The sequence below is a fragment of the Pseudomonas sp. 22085 genome (assembly GCF_052045815.1).
In the GTDB taxonomy this organism is placed as follows: domain Bacteria; phylum Pseudomonadota; class Gammaproteobacteria; order Pseudomonadales; family Pseudomonadaceae; genus Aquipseudomonas; species Aquipseudomonas glycinae.
In genome coordinates this window covers 231783-248067 of record NZ_JBQEQA010000006.1, presented here as the reverse complement: position 1 = coordinate 248067, position 16285 = coordinate 231783, and the positions used below count along the sequence as shown (strand labels likewise).

The 16285-nt window shown below is 60.3% G+C and carries 16 protein-coding genes; 3 read left to right on the top strand and 13 right to left on the bottom strand.

From position 1 onward, the window contains the following. Window positions 1-30: 30 nt before the first annotated feature. On the bottom strand, window positions 31-630 hold the full coding sequence (locus ACTJK7_RS09550) for a short chain dehydrogenase (RefSeq protein WP_007959150.1): 600 nt from the start codon (window positions 628-630) through the stop codon (window positions 31-33). 103 nt (window positions 631-733) lie between these two features. On the opposite strand from ACTJK7_RS09550, the gene ACTJK7_RS09545 reads away from it, so the two are divergent. Beyond that, window positions 734-1642 (top strand): LysR family transcriptional regulator, encoded by a 909-nt coding sequence (locus ACTJK7_RS09545; protein ID WP_064382941.1) that lies wholly within the window; start codon window positions 734-736, stop codon window positions 1640-1642. Here the strand turns inward: ACTJK7_RS09545 and ACTJK7_RS09540 are convergent. The 9 genes from ACTJK7_RS09540 to ACTJK7_RS09500 all read right to left on the bottom strand — a co-directional run bounded on the left by ACTJK7_RS09540 (window position 1591) and on the right by ACTJK7_RS09500 (window position 9235). After that, window positions 1591-2106 carry a DoxX family protein gene (locus ACTJK7_RS09540; protein WP_108559916.1) on the bottom strand — a complete coding sequence of 172 codons (516 nt, stop codon included), beginning with the start codon at window positions 2104-2106 and terminating at the stop codon, window positions 1591-1593. The genes ACTJK7_RS09545 and ACTJK7_RS09540 overlap by 52 nt on opposite strands. Beyond that, a complete protein-coding gene (locus ACTJK7_RS09535; RefSeq protein ID WP_108559918.1) occupies window positions 2103-2861 on the bottom strand; it encodes an HvfC/BufC N-terminal domain-containing protein in 759 nt (252 codons plus the stop codon). Before ACTJK7_RS09535 ends, ACTJK7_RS09540 begins: the two co-directional genes overlap by 4 nt. Further along, window positions 2858-3745, bottom strand: coding sequence for an MNIO family bufferin maturase (bufB, locus tag ACTJK7_RS09530; RefSeq protein ID WP_085655644.1), 888 nt, complete (start codon window positions 3743-3745; stop codon window positions 2858-2860). The genes ACTJK7_RS09535 and bufB overlap by 4 nt, the downstream gene beginning before the upstream one ends. A gap of 25 nt (window positions 3746-3770) precedes the next feature. After that, the gene (locus tag ACTJK7_RS09525; RefSeq protein WP_011332799.1) at window positions 3771-4076 is read right to left on the bottom strand and encodes a BufA1 family periplasmic bufferin-type metallophore; all 306 of its coding nucleotides are present in this window, start codon (window positions 4074-4076) and stop codon (window positions 3771-3773) included. A 157-nt stretch (window positions 4077-4233) separates the two neighbouring features. Next, complete coding sequence (locus ACTJK7_RS09520; RefSeq protein WP_003222380.1) at window positions 4234-4935, bottom strand: ABC transporter ATP-binding protein; 702 nt, start codon at window positions 4933-4935, stop codon at window positions 4234-4236. After that, window positions 4936-5703, bottom strand: a complete 768-nt coding sequence (gene livG, locus ACTJK7_RS09515; protein ID WP_064382944.1) for a high-affinity branched-chain amino acid ABC transporter ATP-binding protein LivG — start codon at window positions 5701-5703, stop codon at window positions 4936-4938. Beyond that, window positions 5700-6956 carry a high-affinity branched-chain amino acid ABC transporter permease LivM gene (locus tag ACTJK7_RS09510; RefSeq protein ID WP_064382945.1) on the bottom strand — a complete coding sequence of 419 codons (1257 nt, stop codon included), beginning with the start codon at window positions 6954-6956 and terminating at the stop codon, window positions 5700-5702. Before ACTJK7_RS09510 ends, livG begins: the two co-directional genes overlap by 4 nt. Beyond that, the gene (livH, locus tag ACTJK7_RS09505) at window positions 6953-7876 is read right to left on the bottom strand and encodes a high-affinity branched-chain amino acid ABC transporter permease LivH (RefSeq protein ID WP_007959165.1); all 924 of its coding nucleotides are present in this window, start codon (window positions 7874-7876) and stop codon (window positions 6953-6955) included. The genes ACTJK7_RS09510 and livH overlap by 4 nt, the downstream gene beginning before the upstream one ends. A gap of 231 nt (window positions 7877-8107) precedes the next feature. Beyond that, a complete protein-coding gene (locus tag ACTJK7_RS09500; RefSeq protein ID WP_064382946.1) occupies window positions 8108-9235 on the bottom strand; it encodes a branched-chain amino acid ABC transporter substrate-binding protein in 1128 nt (375 codons plus the stop codon). A 351-nt stretch (window positions 9236-9586) separates the two neighbouring features. Between ACTJK7_RS09500 and ACTJK7_RS09495 the strand changes: the two genes are divergently transcribed. After that, entirely contained in the window at window positions 9587-9892 is a 306-nt protein-coding gene (locus ACTJK7_RS09495; protein WP_085655640.1) for a DUF2288 domain-containing protein, read from the top strand. A gap of 333 nt (window positions 9893-10225) precedes the next feature. Here ACTJK7_RS09495 and ACTJK7_RS09490 read toward each other — a convergent pair whose 3' ends face one another. After that, a complete protein-coding gene (locus ACTJK7_RS09490; RefSeq protein ID WP_011332804.1) occupies window positions 10226-12427 on the bottom strand; it encodes a hypothetical protein in 2202 nt (733 codons plus the stop codon). 197 nt (window positions 12428-12624) lie between these two features. Between ACTJK7_RS09490 and ACTJK7_RS09485 the strand changes: the two genes are divergently transcribed. Beyond that, the gene (locus tag ACTJK7_RS09485; protein WP_190241492.1) at window positions 12625-13521 is read left to right on the top strand and encodes an NAD(P)-dependent oxidoreductase; all 897 of its coding nucleotides are present in this window, start codon (window positions 12625-12627) and stop codon (window positions 13519-13521) included. On the opposite strand, the gene ACTJK7_RS09480 is transcribed toward ACTJK7_RS09485, so the two are convergent. Then, complete coding sequence (locus ACTJK7_RS09480) at window positions 13412-15694, bottom strand: putative bifunctional diguanylate cyclase/phosphodiesterase (protein ID WP_440780743.1); 2283 nt, start codon at window positions 15692-15694, stop codon at window positions 13412-13414. The two genes, ACTJK7_RS09485 and ACTJK7_RS09480, sit on opposite strands and share 110 nt — an antisense overlap. A 163-nt stretch (window positions 15695-15857) precedes the next feature. After that, complete coding sequence (locus tag ACTJK7_RS09475; protein WP_108563651.1) at window positions 15858-16211, bottom strand: YkgJ family cysteine cluster protein; 354 nt, start codon at window positions 16209-16211, stop codon at window positions 15858-15860. Window positions 16212-16285 lie beyond the last annotated feature (74 nt).

The following is a 16285-nucleotide window of genomic DNA, read 5'->3' as shown; positions in this document are numbered from 1 at the left end:
CGCTGACCCAGCGTCGCAAGCCGAAGTTTTTCAACCCACGTGAAACGTCTGACCTGTCTGCAAGCCTTCGACACTTTTGGCGTAGGCCAACGCCACATCCGCCGCAGGAACCGGCTTGTAGCCGCGGAAGTACGGGGCGTAGCTGCCCATGGCTTCGACCAGCACGGTCGGGCTGATCGAGTTCACGCGCAGACCGCGCGGCAGCTCGATGGCGGCGGCGCGGACGAAGCTGTCCAGCGCGCCGTTGACCAGTGCAGCAGAGGCGCCGCTGCGGATCGGGTCGTGGCTGAGCACGCCGGTGGTGAAGGTGAACGATGCGCCGTCGTTGGCGAATTCGCGGCCGATCAGCAGCAGATTGACCTGGCCCATCAACTTGTCTTTCAGGCCGAGGGCGAAGCTGTCTTCGGTCATTTCACCCAGCGGGGCGAAGGTCACGTTGCCGGCGGCGCAGACCAGCGCGTCAAACTTGCCGGTCTGTTCGAACAGCTTGCGGATCGATGCGCTGTCGCTGATATCCACCTGGAAATCGCCGCTGCTGCGACCGATACGAATGACTTCATGACGCTGCGACAGTTCTTTGTCCACGGCCGAACCGATGGTGCCGCCCGCGCCGATCAACAGAATTTTCATCGTGATTGCCTCAATTGATTGAACGAGGTTTCAGTCTAGAGTGGTTTTTTCTGCGGATAAGCGCACTAATGGGCAACCTTTGGTTTTCAAATGGAAACAATCCATGAGCGAAATGGATGATCTGGCGGCGTTCGCGGTGTTGATCGAGGCGGGGAGTTTTACCCTGGCGGCGCAGCAATTGGGGTGCAGCAAGGGGCAATTGTCCAAGCGCATCAGTCAGTTGGAGGCGCGGTTTTCCGTGGTGTTGCTGCAACGCACCACGCGTCGGCTGAGCCTGACGGCGGCCGGTGCGGCGTTGTTGCCGCAGGCTCAGGCGCTGGTAGTCCAGGTGGAGCGAGCGCGTCAGGCATTGGCGCGATTGAAGGACGACATGGCTGGCCCGGTGCGTATGACCGTTCCGGTGTCGCTGGGGGAAACCTTCTTCGACGGTTTGCTGCTGGATTTCTCGCAGAAATACCCCGAGGTACAGATCGAACTGGAGCTGAACAACAGCTACCGCGAGCTGTCCCGCGACGGTTTCGATCTGGCGATCCGCACCGAGGTGGCCAATGACGAGCGACTGGTGGCCAAGCCGCTGCTGGCCTGGCAGGAAATGACCTGCGCCAGCCCTGAATATCTGGAGCGCTTTGGCGAACCGCTGACGCCGCAGGCGCTGGCTGAACACCGTTGCCTGCTCAACAGTCACTACAGCGGTCGCGAGGAATGGCTCTATCACCAGCAGCACGAACTGCTGCGGGTGCGGGTGTCGGGGCCGTTCGCCAGCAATCACTACAACCTGTTGAAGAAAGCCGCACTGGCCGGCGCCGGCATTGCTCGCCTGCCGTCCTACCTGTTGCAGGCAGAATTGGCTGACGGCCGATTGCGCTGGCTCCTGCGTGATTTTCAGACCCGGCGCATGCCGATGTATCTGGTGCACCCGTATCAGGGCGGTCTACCGAAACGCACCCAGGTACTGGCGGATTACCTGATCGGCTGGTTCAAGCTCAGCGGCGAGGCGCTGGACCGGTTGTAGTACCTGGCGATCAGGTGATCGATCGACAGTTTGCCCGGCCCGGTCGCCATCAAGTACAGCAACACCGCCATCCAGGTGCCGTGGGTCGGGTAGGCATCCGGGTACACGAACAGCTGAATGGTCAGGGTCATGCCCAGCAACGCCAGCGCCGAAAACCGTGTGGCGAAGCCGATCAGGATCAGAACCGGAAAGAAGTGCTCGGCAAACGCCGCCAGATGCGCGGCGATTTCCGGCGCCAGCAGCGGCACGTGGTATTCGCTCTTGAACAGTGGAATCGTCGAGTCGGCCAGACGCGGCCAGCCTAACTCGAAGGTGCCATCGATCAGGTCGACGGCCAGTCCTTCGATCTTGGTCTGCCCGGATTTCCAGAACACCGCTGCGATGGAAAAACGCGCGATGAAAGCGATCAGGCTGTGGGGGATTTTTTCCAGCAGCACGATGGCGCGGGCAATGAGGCTGTTCATGACGACACCTTTGGGTGGAAATGTGTGATGACTTGGCGACTGATCAGCAGGGCGAGGGTCTGGCTGAGGTCGAAGGCCTCGGCGGATTCCAGCGCCTGCGTGAGTGACAGGCCGGCCTTGAGCTGGCGAATGAACTGGCTGGCGCCGCGATCCACGGAGAACACCTCGACTTCCAGTCCATTGCGCAGGATCAGCGCGTGTTGGGCGTGATGCAGATTGATCCCGGCCAGCGTCGCGTCGTGCTGATGCGCGGCCCAGATGTCCACTACGGCGAAGTTTGAATCGAGCAGATGCAGCGAAGGGTGCAGGCCGATGCGCAATTCATTCAGCGCATCGGCATCTGCAAACACAGCAGCGATCCGCTCCTGACTCAGAGGCAAAGCATCGGCCGCGTGGTAGGCCAGCGTGCGCAAGCGTTCCAGCCTTGCGACGTCGGCCAGATAGGGAACACTCGCAGCAGGTTCGAAGCCGCTGATGAAGTCCGCCAGCTCACCGCCGTAGTCACTCATCAACGGACTGTGTGGTGGATGGCTTTGTACGAAAACTCCGGCCATGGCCCGGAAGAATTCGTCCCCCACCAACTGCACCACCACGGGATAACTGTCGGCCAGTGCGTTGATCAACGAGCTCTGAACATTGTTGCGGTACACCGCGAAACGGCTGGCCGGGTCGGCACCGTTGGCGCTGCACAAACCGTCGGGGCAGGGCAGGTCCATATCGAGCAACGCTGCGCTGAATGCGGCTTGAGTGCTCATGGCCGACCTCCCGCGCACAGCAACAGCTCATCGGCCTGATGCGCTTCGGCCAACAGCACGTTGAAGGCCGGCACCTGATTGTCCCGTTCGATCAGCGTCGCCACCGGGCCGACACGTTCCAGCGCTTTCCGGTACAGCGACCAGACGGCTTGATCGATAGGCGCGCCGTGATCGTCAATCAGCAAGCGATCACCGAGGCTGTCGGAATCTTCAGCAAAACCTGCCAGATGAATTTCGCCCACCGCGTGCAGTGGCAGTGCATCGAGGTAAGCCAGGGGATCGCGTTGATGGTTGATGCACGAGACGTAGACATTGTTCACGTCCAGCAACAGCCCGCAGCCAGTGCGCCGGATGACTTCACGGATGAAATCCGCTTCGTCGATGGTCGAGCGCTGGAACGCCAGATAGGTCGCCGGGTTCTCCAGCAGCATCTGGCGCTTGAGGGTGTGCTGTACCTGATCGATGTGGTCGCAGACGCGGTTCAGCGTCGGCCTGTCGTAGGCCAGGGGCAACAAGTCATTGAGGAACACCGGGCCGTGGCTCGACCAGGCCAGGTGTTCGGAAAAGGAGTGGGGTTGATAGCGCTCGATCAGCGCCGCCAGGCGTTTGAGGTGCTGAACATCCAGCGGGCCTTCGGCCCCGATGGACAGCCCGACGCCATGCAGCGACAGCGGATACGCCTCGCGAATCAAGCCCAGAAAATGATGAAACGGTCCGCCGGCCACCATGTAGTTTTCGGCGTGGACTTCGAAGAAACCGATGTCCGGACGTGAAGCGAGCACTTCGCTGAAGTGCTCGCTCTTGAGCCCCAGCCCGGCACGGGACGGGAGCCCGGTGAGGGCTGCCCGAGTGCGGCGCAAGGCATGGTCGCAGGATGTGCTCATGATCGACACTCGGGCGGCTCCCGGATCAGGACTTGGCTTTGAACGCTTCGAGCTGACCGAAACCGGTCGGCGAGGTTTTGCTTTCGGTGGTGGTGCAGGTGCCTTTCGGAACCAGTTTCCAGGCGTTGGCCTGATGATCCATTTTCGCGGTGCCGGCACAGGTGGTGCCCGCGCCTGCGGCGCAATCGTTCTTGCCTTTCATGGCCACGCCGAAGCATTTTTCCATGTTGTCGTCAGCGGCGTGGGCGGTGGAGACGGCAGCGATGCTCAGAGCGGAACCGAGGGCCAGAACCAGGGCGGTGGCGGACAGGGTGCGGGTGGTAGCAGTCATGATGTTTCTCCGGTTTGAACTTGGGTTTGAACAAGCGATTGCGCTTGCTTGCCCTACTAGAGAAACGACTTGGGGATGCGTTACAGCGATCGATAAAAGATTTTTTGCCGGGCACAAAAAAACGGCCCGAAGGCCGTTTTCTGTTTGAAGCGATCCATCAACCGCCGAGGTACGCCTCGCGCACTTTCGGGTCGGTCAGCAGCGCTTCGCCGGTGCCTTGCATCACCACCCGGCCGTTCTCCAGAACGTACGCACGGTCAGCGATTTTCAGCGCCTGGTTGGCGTTCTGTTCGACCAGGAACACCGTCACACCGTCCTTGCGCAGTTGTTCGATGATGTCGAAGATCTGCTGGATGATGATCGGTGCCAGGCCCAGCGACGGCTCGTCGAGCAACAGCAGTTTGGGCTTGCTCATCAGCGCACGGCCGATGGCGAGCATTTGCTGTTCGCCGCCGGACATGGTGCCGCCGCGCTGGTTGAAGCGTTCTTTCAGGCGTGGGAAAAGTCCGAGAACCTTGTCCATCTGTTCCTGATAGTCGCCCTTGTCGGTGAAGAATCCGCCCATGGACAGATTTTCTTCGACGGTCAGACGGGCAAACACCCGACGACCTTCCGGCACCACGGCGATGCTCTTGCGCATGATCTGCGACGAGTCCTGGCCGACCAGTTCCTCACCCATGTAGCGGATGCTGCCGCTATGGGCCTGCGGCGAACCGCAGAGCGTCATCAGCAGGGTGGACTTGCCGGCACCGTTGGCGCCGATCAGGGTCACGATCTCGCCCTGGCGGACTTCGACGTTGACACTGTGCAGGGCCTGGATCTTGCCGTAGAAGGTGGAAACGTTTTCGAACTGCAGCATTTACGCTTCCCCCAGGTAGGCTTTGATCACTTCAGGATTGTCGCGGATCTGTTCCGGCGTACCGTTGGCCAGGGGCGTGCCCTGGTTGATCACGACGATGTGGTCGGAAATGCTCATGACCAGTTTCATGTCGTGTTCGATCAGCAGCACGGTCACGTTGTGCTCTTCACGCAGCACGCTGATCAGCGCCTTGAGGTCTTCGGTTTCCTTCGGGTTCAGGCCGGCGGCCGGTTCGTCGAGCATGAGGATCCGCGGACGGGTCATCATGCAGCGGGCGATTTCCAGGCGACGCTGCTGACCGTAGGCCAGGGTGCCGGCGGGGCGGTTGGCGAACTCTTTCAGGTTGACCTTTTCCAGCCAGTATTCGGCGAACTCCATGGCCTCGCGCTCGCTCTTGCGAAACGCCGGGGTCTTGAACAGGCCGGACAGGAAGTTGGTGTTCAGGTGACGGTGCTGGGCGATCAACAGGTTCTCGACCGCCGTCATGTCCTTGAACAACCGCACGTTCTGGAAGGTGCGCACCACGCCTTTGAGGGCGATCTTGTGGCCCGGCAGGCCGTGGATCGGCTCGCCGTCCAGCAGGATGCTGCCGCCCGATGGCTGGTAGAAGCCGGTCAGGCAGTTGAACACGGTGGTCTTGCCGGCGCCGTTCGGCCCGATCAGTGCCACCACCTGTTTTTCCTTCACGGTCAGGGCCACGCCGTTGACCGCCAGCAGGCCGCCGAAGCGCATGCTCAGATTTTCGACTTTCAGGATCTCGCGGCTCATTTGCGCAGCTCCATGTGAGGACGTTGCATGGGCAGCAGGCCTTGAGGTCGCCAGATCATCATCAGCACCATCAGGGCGCCGAACATCAACATGCGGTACTCACTGAACTCACGCATCATTTCCGGCAGCAGGATCATCACCACGGCCGCGAGAATCACGCCCAGCTGCGAGCCCATGCCACCCAGCACCACGATGGCGAGGATGATGGCGGACTCGATGAAGGTGAACGACTCCGGCGTCACCAGACCCTGACGGGCGGCGAAGAAGCTGCCGGCGAAACCGGCGAAGCTCGCGCCCAGGGTGAACGCCGACAGCTTGATCACGGTCGGGTTGAGACCCAGCGCGCGGCAGGCGATCTCATCTTCACGCAGCGCTTCCCACGCACGGCCGATCGGCATGCGCAGCAGTCGGTTGATGATGAACAGCGCAGCCAGCGCCAGCAGCAGGGCAACCAGGTACAGGAAGATCACCTTGTTGATCGAGTTGTATTCCAGGCCGAAATACTCGTGGAAGGTTTGCAGGCCTTCCGCAGCCTTGCGTTCGAAGGTCAGGCCGAAGAACGTCGGTTTCTCGATGTTGCTGATGCCGTTCGGGCCGCCGGTGATGTCGGTCAGGTTACGCAGGAACAGGCGGATGATTTCCCCGAAGCCGAGGGTCACGATCGCCAGGTAGTCACCGCGCAGACGCAACACCGGGAAGCCGAGCAGGAAGCCGAACGTCGCCGCCATCAGGCCGGCAATCGGCAGGCAGATCCAGAAGCTCAGGCCATAGTAGTGCGACAGCAACGCGTAGCTGTAGGCGCCGACGGCATAGAAGCCGACGTAACCCAGGTCGAGCAGACCGGCCAGACCGACCACGATGTTCAGGCCCAGGCCGAGCATCACGTAGATCAGGATCAGCGTCGCGATATCCACTGCGCCGCGGGAGCCGAAGAACGGCCACACCAGCGCACCGATGATCAGCGCGATGATGAAGTAACGCTGGGTGGTCGGCAGGGTCAGGAAGTTGCTGGCCTTGGCCGGGATCAGCGGCATGCCCGGCGACGAACGCCACGCCTTGCTGATCTGCTGGTTGAACAGCACCCGCAGGAACATCAGCACCGAGCAGATCGCGATGGTCGCCAGAATGGCCGGGCTGGTGTTGTGCACTTCCAGGTTGATACCGACGATGGTCAGTTTCAGACCCAGTACCGGATAGGCCACGGCCCAGACCAGCAAGGCGCTGAACAGCGCCTGTTTAAGATTCCTAGTCATACTTTCTCAACCTCCGGACGGCCCAGAATGCCGGTCGGACGGAACAACAGCACCAGAACCAACAAGCCGAAAGCCACGACGTCCTTGTACTGGTCGCCGAAGATATCGGCGCCAAAGGCTTCCGCTACCCCGAGCACCAGCCCGCCGAGCATGGCGCCGGGGATGCTGCCGATTCCGCCCAGTACCGCGGCGGTGAAGGCCTTGAGGCCGACCAGGAAACCGGCGTTCGGGTTGATCACGCCGTATTGCATGCTCAGCAGCACGGCCGCGACGGCCGCCAGCGCAGCACCGATGACGAAGGTCAGGGCGATGATGTTGTTGGTGTTGATGCCCAGCAGGTTGGCCATCTTGATGTCTTCGGCGCAGGCGCGGCAGGCGCGGCCCAGGCGAGAGCGGGAGATGAACAGCGTGAGGCCGAGCATGGCGATCAGGGTCACCACGAACACCACGATTTGCATGTAGGAAATCAGCACTTCATGTGCGCCACCCGGGCCGAAGGCGAAGTTGCCCGGAATCAGGTTGGGGATTGCTTTGTCCTTGGAGTCTTGCGCCAGCAGAACTGTGTTCTGCAGGAAGATCGACATACCGATCGCGGAAATCAGCGGGATCAGACGGTTGCTGCCGCGCAACGGGCGGTAGGCAATGCGTTCGATGCTGTAACCGTAGGAACTGGTGACAACGATGCTGGCGATAAACGCCACGGTCATCAACAGCGGGACGCTTTCGAGTCCCATCATGGTCAGCCCGGCGATGGCGATGAACGCCACGTAGGAACCGATCATGTACACCTCGCCGTGGGCGAAGTTGATCATTCCAATGATGCCGTAGACCATCGTGTAGCCGATGGCGATCAGGGCATACATGCTGCCAACGTTCAAGCCGTTAACCAGCTGTTGGAAGAAGTGATAGATGTCAGGCATTACAGCGCTCCTAAAAACCTGATACGCATTTCACTGGTGGAGTCATTTTCCCGCCCGGTCCCGTGGATCTTTATCCACTTCGAATCCGGGTTTTGCCAGCGAACCGCTGATGACGGTTTTGAGATTTTCAGGTGGGGAGACTGGCGGATCACGCCAGCGCGGCCCAATACATTCGTAAAACAAAGCCCACGGCACGCCGTGGGCTTTATTGGCAGTCAGTCAGGCAGCGCCTTACTGAGGCGACACTTCGGTTTTAGGTTTGCCGTTGTGCCACTCGTAGACCACGAATTTGAAGTCCTTCAGGTCGCCCTTGGCGTCGAAGCTCAGGTCGCCGGTCGGGGTCTTGAAGGTGCCGGCGTGGATGGCTTCAGCCACTTTGGCAGGGTCTTCGGACTTGGCCGCAGCGATACCGCCGACAATCACTTCAACTGCCGAGTAGGACGGGAACACGAACGGACCGCTCGGGTCTTCTTTCTTGGCCTTGAATGCATCGGCCAGGGCCACGTTGGCCGGATCCTGGTCGAAGGATTTCGGCAGGGTCACCAGCAGGCCTTCGGACGCGTCCTTGGCGATCTGGGTGATCGAGTCGTTACCCACGCCTTCCGGACCCATGAACTTGGCCTTCAGGCCTTTTTCCTGGGCTTGACGCAGGATCAGACCCAGCTCCGGGTGGTAGCCGCCGTAGTAGACGAAGTCGACGTTGGCTTGCTTGAGCTTGGCGATGATCGCGGAGAAGTCCTTGTCGCCGGCGTTGACGCCTTCGAACACGGCAACCTTGGTGCCTTTCTTCTCGAGGGTGGATTTGACGGCGGTGGCGATGCCTTCACCGTACTGCTGCTTGTCGTGCAGCACGCCGACGATTTTCGGCTTCACGTGATCGGCGATGTAGTTACCGGCGGCAGGGCCTTGGGCGCTGTCCAGACCGATGGTGCGGAAGACCATTTTGTAACCACGGTTGGTGATGTCCGGGCTGGTGGCAGCCGGGGTGATCATGATCACGCCTTCGTCTTCGTAGATGTCCGAAGCAGGCTGGGTGGAGCTGGAGCACAGGTGACCGACCACGAACTTGACGCCGTCGTTGACGACCTTGTTCGCAACCGCTACCGCTTGTTTCGGATCGCAGGCGTCATCGTATTCAACGGCTTCGAGCTTCTTGCCGTCGACGCCGCCTTTGGCGTTGATCTGTTCGATGGCCATTTTCGCGCCACTGAACTGCATGTCGCCGTACTGGGCTACTGGACCGGTTTTAGGGCCGGCGATACCGATCTTGATGGTGTCAGCTGCGAACGAATGGCTGGCAACCCCGGCCAGAACCATAGCGGCAAACAGTTTGGAAATCTGCTTAGTAGCCTTAGTCATAGTGCTCCACTCTTACTGTTGTATTTTTTTAGAGTCCTGACGCCGTAGCAGCAGAACCGGGACAGATATCTAGGCGATACCCTCCGGAAAAGCCCCCGGCAACTGTACCGGTACAGTGTAGAGCGCCGGTTGTTGGCCTGGGAAGCTGGCGCCAGGGGGCAAAACCTGAGGGTGTCGCTTTAATGAAAGAAAAAGACAGAATTGCGGCGGGACGTTCAGAGGGCTTATGCCCAATCATCAGCATTCCTTGGCGTTCCTGCTCTTTTCGTTCGGTACGACCTTTTGCAACCGGGTTTTTCTGCCGAACCACCGACGTTATCATTCGCGCCGATTTCTTTTCCGGACAGCCCCATGAATCAAGAACCTAGCACCCTCTATGCCAAGCTGCTTGGTGAAACCGCATCTATTACCTGGAAAGAGCTGGAGCGCTTCTACGCCCAGGGTGCCCTATTGTGGGTCGACCCCGGTCTGGATTTGATCGCGGTCGCCGAGGCCGTGGCGTCGGATCAGGGCGAGAAAGTCGCCGCCTGGCTGGCCGAAGACAAGGTCGCCAAGCTGTCTGAAACGCGGGCGCTGGATATTTTCGAGCGTGATCCCGAGATGTGGGCGGTGGTGGTCCGGCCATGGATCCTGGTCCAGGAAAGGGCAGCGGCCTGACGGGTTGCACCTTGTTGGTGCGAGTGCATGTCGGCAAAAAGTGTGTAGCGGAGTAGCGTGATGGCACGTTGCCGTAGAGAAATGCCACAAGCATGGGTGGCATAACGGTGACGTAAACGTAACGGGCACAGTTTAGTAAGCAGCCTAACGGCTGCTTAATTGTTTCGGGATGTTGGAAAGGCTGAAATCTTCAGTGAATTTCGGGGCCTCATCGCTGGCAAGTCGAATCGTCGCACCGCAGCTCCCACAGGGTTCAAGTGAACACGAATATTGTGGACACCACGAAAACTGTGGGAGCTCTCTTGCCAGCGATCGGGGCGACCCGGTCTTCGATCAGACCGAGTAAGACTTGCCAGTATGGTTATTGAGGGAAATAACCTTGGTCTTGCCTATCCGGTGACGGTAGATCTCGCGCAGGTACTTGATCGACTTCTTCACGCAATCGCGCGACAGGCGAATGTCATTGATCGAGACAAACTTCTCTTTGTCGTTGATCAGTTCGCGGTACTTCTTCTCGTACATCGGCTTGATCGCGTACCAATTGGTATCGAGGATCTTTGCCGGGTTCTCGAATTCGTTGAGCAGGTCGTCGATGCGGTCTTCGTCGAACTCTTCCTGGATGATGAAATCGAGGATCGAGTTGTCCAGAGTCTCGTCAAAACGGTATGGGGTTTTGGCGAAGCAACGCTTGATGAACGCCACGATCAGCGTCAGGAAGTCGTCCGACAGGCACGGGCTCTTGGCGATCAGAGTGGTCAGCGACAGGTTGGCCGAGGCGCCGATCACCAGCGCGTAACGCTTGAGCGTGGTGTTGGGGAACAGGCTGTTGAGGTGGGTCTTCAACCGGTTCAGGTCCATGTATGACAGCTTGTAGTCTTTCGGCAGCGAAACGATCGAGACCACCGACGAGCAGTTCTTGAAAAAGTGCAGGTCATGCAGCGCGGCCGCGTCGTAACCGGAATTCTTGTACTGCTCGAGCGACGCGCGATAGCGCTTGGACTCGATCGGCAGCAGGCTGATGCCTTCGATGGCCTGGGTCACTTTGTTGAAGTGCGGCAGGTCGATCGAGCGGAAGAACAGGTCGTCGATGTTCAGGCGCTGCGGCTCTTTGTCGAACACCTTGAACTTGTCGCTGCTTGGCGGCGGGGTTTCCGGCACTACCGATTCTGCATAGGCAATCGCCACCGGGCCGGCCAGGCTCATGAACAGGTCGTTGGCGTCCAGGCGAATGGTCTCGCCGATGTCGATCCCGGCGCGACGGAAATAGTTCTGGTCGTAGTCGGTCGTAACCGCCTGGGCCGTCAGAATGTTGAAGATCTGCTGCGAGATGTACTGGTTGGCGTGCTTCTCCATCGCATTGACATCAATGTTCTGGATGTTGCCGTCATCGCTCTCTTCGGCGTAACGCATGATGTCGTTGGAGATCAGCATCATTGCGTTCCATGGGCGGATACGGCCCATGACGCTGGCTTCGCTGCTGTCTTCGTTGGCGAAGTTGTATGAGAAATCCCATTCTTCCGACAGGTATTTGCACAGCAGGCGACCGGCGTTGATGTGCAGCGCCTCGGACATTTCGCTGCGGTGGTCGGAAATGTTCGGCAGCACGCAGATGCCGCTGGTGAAGATCGGCTCGAACACGAACGAATGACCGCTCTTGCCGTCGTGCTCGTCCATCGGCTTGGTGTCGAACGTCTTGTTCATGTACGAGTGCTGCTGGGCCAGGCCGAATTCCGAGGCCATGCCCGAACCGGTACCGCCGCCGGCACTGAAGATCGAGAAATACAGGCGCGACTGGTTGGCCTTGATGCCGCAGCTGTCGATCAGGTACGAGTGGATCATTTTCCAGTCAGGGCTGGAGAAGCGCTGGGTGTCCTTGTTCAGGATGATCTTCGCCAGATACTGGCCGAGAATAGGTGCGTTACCGGCACCACCGGCGTGGACTTCCGACAAGTCCATGATCTTCATCTTGCTGTAGTCGCGCAGGAAACCGCTCTTTTCGCCCTTGCGCGAGAAGCGGATACGCCCGGCAATGTCCTTGTCCAGGTCGCCGAGCATCACCAGCGGTTCTACCAGGAACACCGGTTTGGTCGACTTGTTCGGGCCGATCCGCAGATTCTGCTTGATCCACTGGGCCGGGCTGTAGCCTTTGTCGGAGGCCAGGCGACGGTCAGCCGCGCGATCCTCGTTGTTGAATTCGTTGAGGTAGAACTTGCGCGCGTTGTACACCAGCTCCGCCACGTCGAGGGCGATGTTGGAGCCGCAGCGACCGAGGCCGATCAGGCACACCGACGGGAATTCCTGATCGTTGTGCTGTTCGTTGTCGCCTTCCAGGTGCGGCGGGCGCGGGAACACCAGGTCACGCAAGCCATCGAGGTTGTCGAGGATGCGGTCGGTGTTGGTTTCGGTGAAGTACAGGTATTGCTGGGTGCCCAGCGGGCGCGAGGGGGGCAATGGCTTCATCGGGGCAGGGCTGTTCGCCGCAGGGCTCAGAGTCAGATCGGATACCGCAGTGGCCGGATTGTTTTTAGAAGTCATTGAGCGCCATCTACCTGGACTGGTTGGTTCAACGACCGCTGTCGTCGAACCTCACGGAATGGGAATCTCGCGTCTTTTTTCTGCGCGTATTTGGCCCGTGCGTCAGGGTTATGGCCTGAGTGCCGCGCGGGGGAATCCTTTCCTGATTGATGATGGATCGGCCATTATTCGGCGATCTTTAATCAAAAGGAGGCTAAATGATGTCAACGCGACCTTCGTTGGGTTTTGCCGGAATCGGCCTGATGGGCCTGCCGATGTGCCGTCGTCTGCTGGCCGCCGGTTACCCGCTGACCGTGTGGAACCGCAACCCGGCCAAGTGCGCGCCGCTGGTCGAGGCCGGCGCCCGGCAGGTGGCGACTCCCGCTGAACTCTGTGAACAGGCTGACGTGGTGATGCTGTGCCTGGCGGACACGGCGGTGGTGCGCGAGGTGGTGTTCGGCCCGGCCGGCGTGGCCGAAGGGGCGAAACCCGGTCAGTTGCTGGTGGATTTTTCCAGCCTCGAACCGACGGCGACCCGTGAGATGGCGGCTGAACTGGCCGACAAGACAGGCATGGCCTGGCTCGATTCGCCGGTGTCCGGCGGGGTGGTCGGGGCCGAGGCCGGCAGTCTGGCGATCATGGTGGGCGGTGATGCAGCGGATCTTGATCGCGTACGACCGGTATTGCTCGAACTCGGGCAGCGCGTCACGCACATGGGCGGCGTCGGCGCCGGTCAGGTGACCAAGGCCTGCAATCAGATGATCGTCGCCTGCAACGCCCTGGTGATCGCCGAAGTGGTGGCGCTGGCCGAGCAGGCCGGGGTTGATGCCAGCCTGATCGCCGAGGCGCTGGCCGGTGGCTTTGCCGATTCCAGACCGTTGCAGATTCTTGCCCCGCAAATGGCCGAAAGCCGTTTCGAACCGGTGAAGTGGCACGTGCGCACGCTGCTGAAAGATCTGGATACCGCCGTGAAGTTTTCCCGGGAAACCGGCTCGGCCACGCCGATCAGCGGATTGGCCGCACAACTGATGCGCCTGCATGGGGCGCAGGGTTTTTTGCAGAAGGATCCAGCGACACTGGTGCAAATGTACCGCGCGCCAGACTCAACGGATTGACCGCGTGCGCGTGTTTGCGCTGGTTGATTTCCTCAAGCACCGGGCGCAGTTCGGCCAGTGGCACCGGGCGGCTGAGCAGGTAGCCCTGAATGAAGTCGCAGCCCGAGCGCTCGAGGAATTCGTATTGCTCCAGGCTTTCGACGCCTTCGGTGACCACCTGCAAATGCAGGGTGTGCGCCATGACGATGATCGCCTGGACGATCTCCATGTCGGCGGTGGCCTTGGGAATGTCGAGGATGAACGAGCGGTCGACCTTCAGGGTGTTGAGCGGCAAGCGCTTGAGATAGGCCAGCGACGAATAGCCGGTGCCGAAGTCGTCGATCGACAGTGACACGCCGAGGGCGCGGATCTGTCGCAACAACACCAGGGTGTTGGCGATGTTGCCCATCAAGGCGTTTTCGGTGACTTCCAGTTCCAGCCGTTCAGGCGCGACCCCGGCGCTGCGCAAGGCATGCTCGATTTCATTGGCCAGTTCTTCCCGGGCCAGATTCAGCGGTGAGCAGTTCCAGGCGATCTTCAGCTCTTCACAGCCATGGCGCGACAGTTCGCCAAGGTCCTCACAGGCCTTGCGCAGAACCCAGTTGTCGAGCTCGGCAATCAGCCCGTTGTTTTCGGCGATGGCGATGAAGCGATCCGGGGTGAGCAGGCCGTGCACCGGGTGCTGCCAGCGGATCAGCGCTTCGAGCTTGGTGACCTTGCCGGTCTTGAGTTCGAAGATCGGCTGGTAATACAGCAGCAGACCGTTCTCCTGACGCAGAGCGTGGCGCAGTTCTTCTTCCAGTTGCAGTTCGAGGCTGGCGCGATTCTTCAGGTTGGAATCGAAGAAGTGTACGCCGTTGCGCCCGGCGCCCTTGGACTGGTACAGCGCCAGATCCGCATGCTTGAGCAGTTCATCGCAGGTGGACCCGTCTTCGGGAAACAGGCTGATGCCGATGCTGGTGGTCATCACCATGCGCCGCCCGGCGAGTTCGATCGGCTCCTTCATCTTGAGCATGATGCGTTGCGCCAGATTGCGTGCCTCTTCGCGGTCGCGCAGACCGATAAGGATGCAGAACTCGTCGCCGCCGAACCGCGCCACCACATCTTCGTGGCTGCGCACCGAGCCCTTGATGTGCTGGGCGATGACTTTGAGCAGCTGGTCGCCGGCGTCATGGCCGAGGCTGTCATTGATGCGTTTGAAATGGTCGATGTCGAGAAACATCACTGCCAGCATGCCGCCTTCGCTGGTTTTCTGGCTGAGTTTTTCGGCGAAGATCTGATTGAATCCACGCCGGTTGATCAGGTTGGTCAGCGCGTCGTAGTTGGCCACGTGCTGCAGCGACATGCGTGCCTGATCCAGCTGGCTGAGCAAGGCGTTGACCCGGCGCAGATCGTGCTCCTTGTTCTGCAGCTTCTTGTCGGCCAATGCGGCGCTGATGGCGCTGCCAAGAATCAGCAAGGTGATCAGCGCGACGGTCAGGCCCAACTGCAAATGGCTGGTTTGCGACGCCAGGGTCGGCAGTTGCCCTTCGGGCAGCACCAGTTGCAGCGCCGCCATGCCGGTGAAATGCATGCTGAGGATGCCCGCACCGAGAATCAGCGCCGCCACGTATTTGAGCATCTGGATGTGCAGGCCGCTGCCTTCGCGCAGATAACCGGCCACCCACAGTGCGGCGAAGCTGGCGCCGATCGCGATCACGATCGAGGCCAGAAACAGAGTGGGGTCGTAGTAAGCCGAGGCGGCGGATTCGATGGCGGCCATGCCGACGTAGTGCATGCCGGCGATGCCCAGACCAATGACGATGGCGGTCTTGAGGTACTGCAGCAGGCTCGGCTGGGGCGTGCTCAGGGTATGCATCGCCAGCCAGGACGCCAGTAGCGCGATCACCAGGGAAAACAGGGTCACGGGCAGGTTGTACTGAATGCCGATCGGCGCCTGGAACGCCAGCATGCTGATGAAGTGCATGGCCCAGATGCCGCCGGCCAGACAGGTGGCACCGATCCAGCGCCATATCCGCTGCGAGCCGGGCTCTTCAGCGTGGGCGACCCGTTCGGCCATGTCGAGGGTGGCGAAACTCGCGGCGCAGGCGACCAGGTAGGCCACCAGCACCAGCAGGGGATTGTGTGTGCAATTGAGGATGACCTGCCCGCTCTCCGGCTGCTCGGCAACAAACTGCAAACCAAGCCACTCCATAGCATGCCCCGTCTCTGAGTGCGTCCTTACTGCGTCATCAACGCAGGCGAATGGTTGCAGTATAGAGGCGGTTTTTGCCGTGCAAGCGGTAGTGGCACATTGGCGCTAATGATTTCGGCATTAGCGTCATAGCGTTTGGCACTAAGCGTTGAAAGGCTTGGACTCAGGCGACTTCGTTCCAGTGCGGTTGCAGCGGCGGCAGGCCGAAACGGGCCCGCGCCTTGTCGCAATCGGTGTTCTGTTCGCCGTTTTCCCACGAGGCTTCAAATTCGCGGCAGGGGCTGGAACGCTTGTCGTAGATCGTGCAGCTCACGGCTTTTCCGACTTCGCCCTCCAGCGCGGTACAGCGCGGCGCCTTGCGGTCGGTACCGATCATCGCGACCCGGCTGGGCGTGATCTGAGTGACCAGTTCATCGGGCACGGTCCCGCCGGAGGATGCGCATTCACCCCAGAAAAAAGAAACACGAAAATGGGAACAGCAGGCACCGCAATTCAGACACGGACTGGCTTCGGACATGGGCGGGATATCAAAGGGGTTGATCGGCAGGAACCGGACGGATCCGGCGGCCATTCTAGGCTTCGCCACGGCGT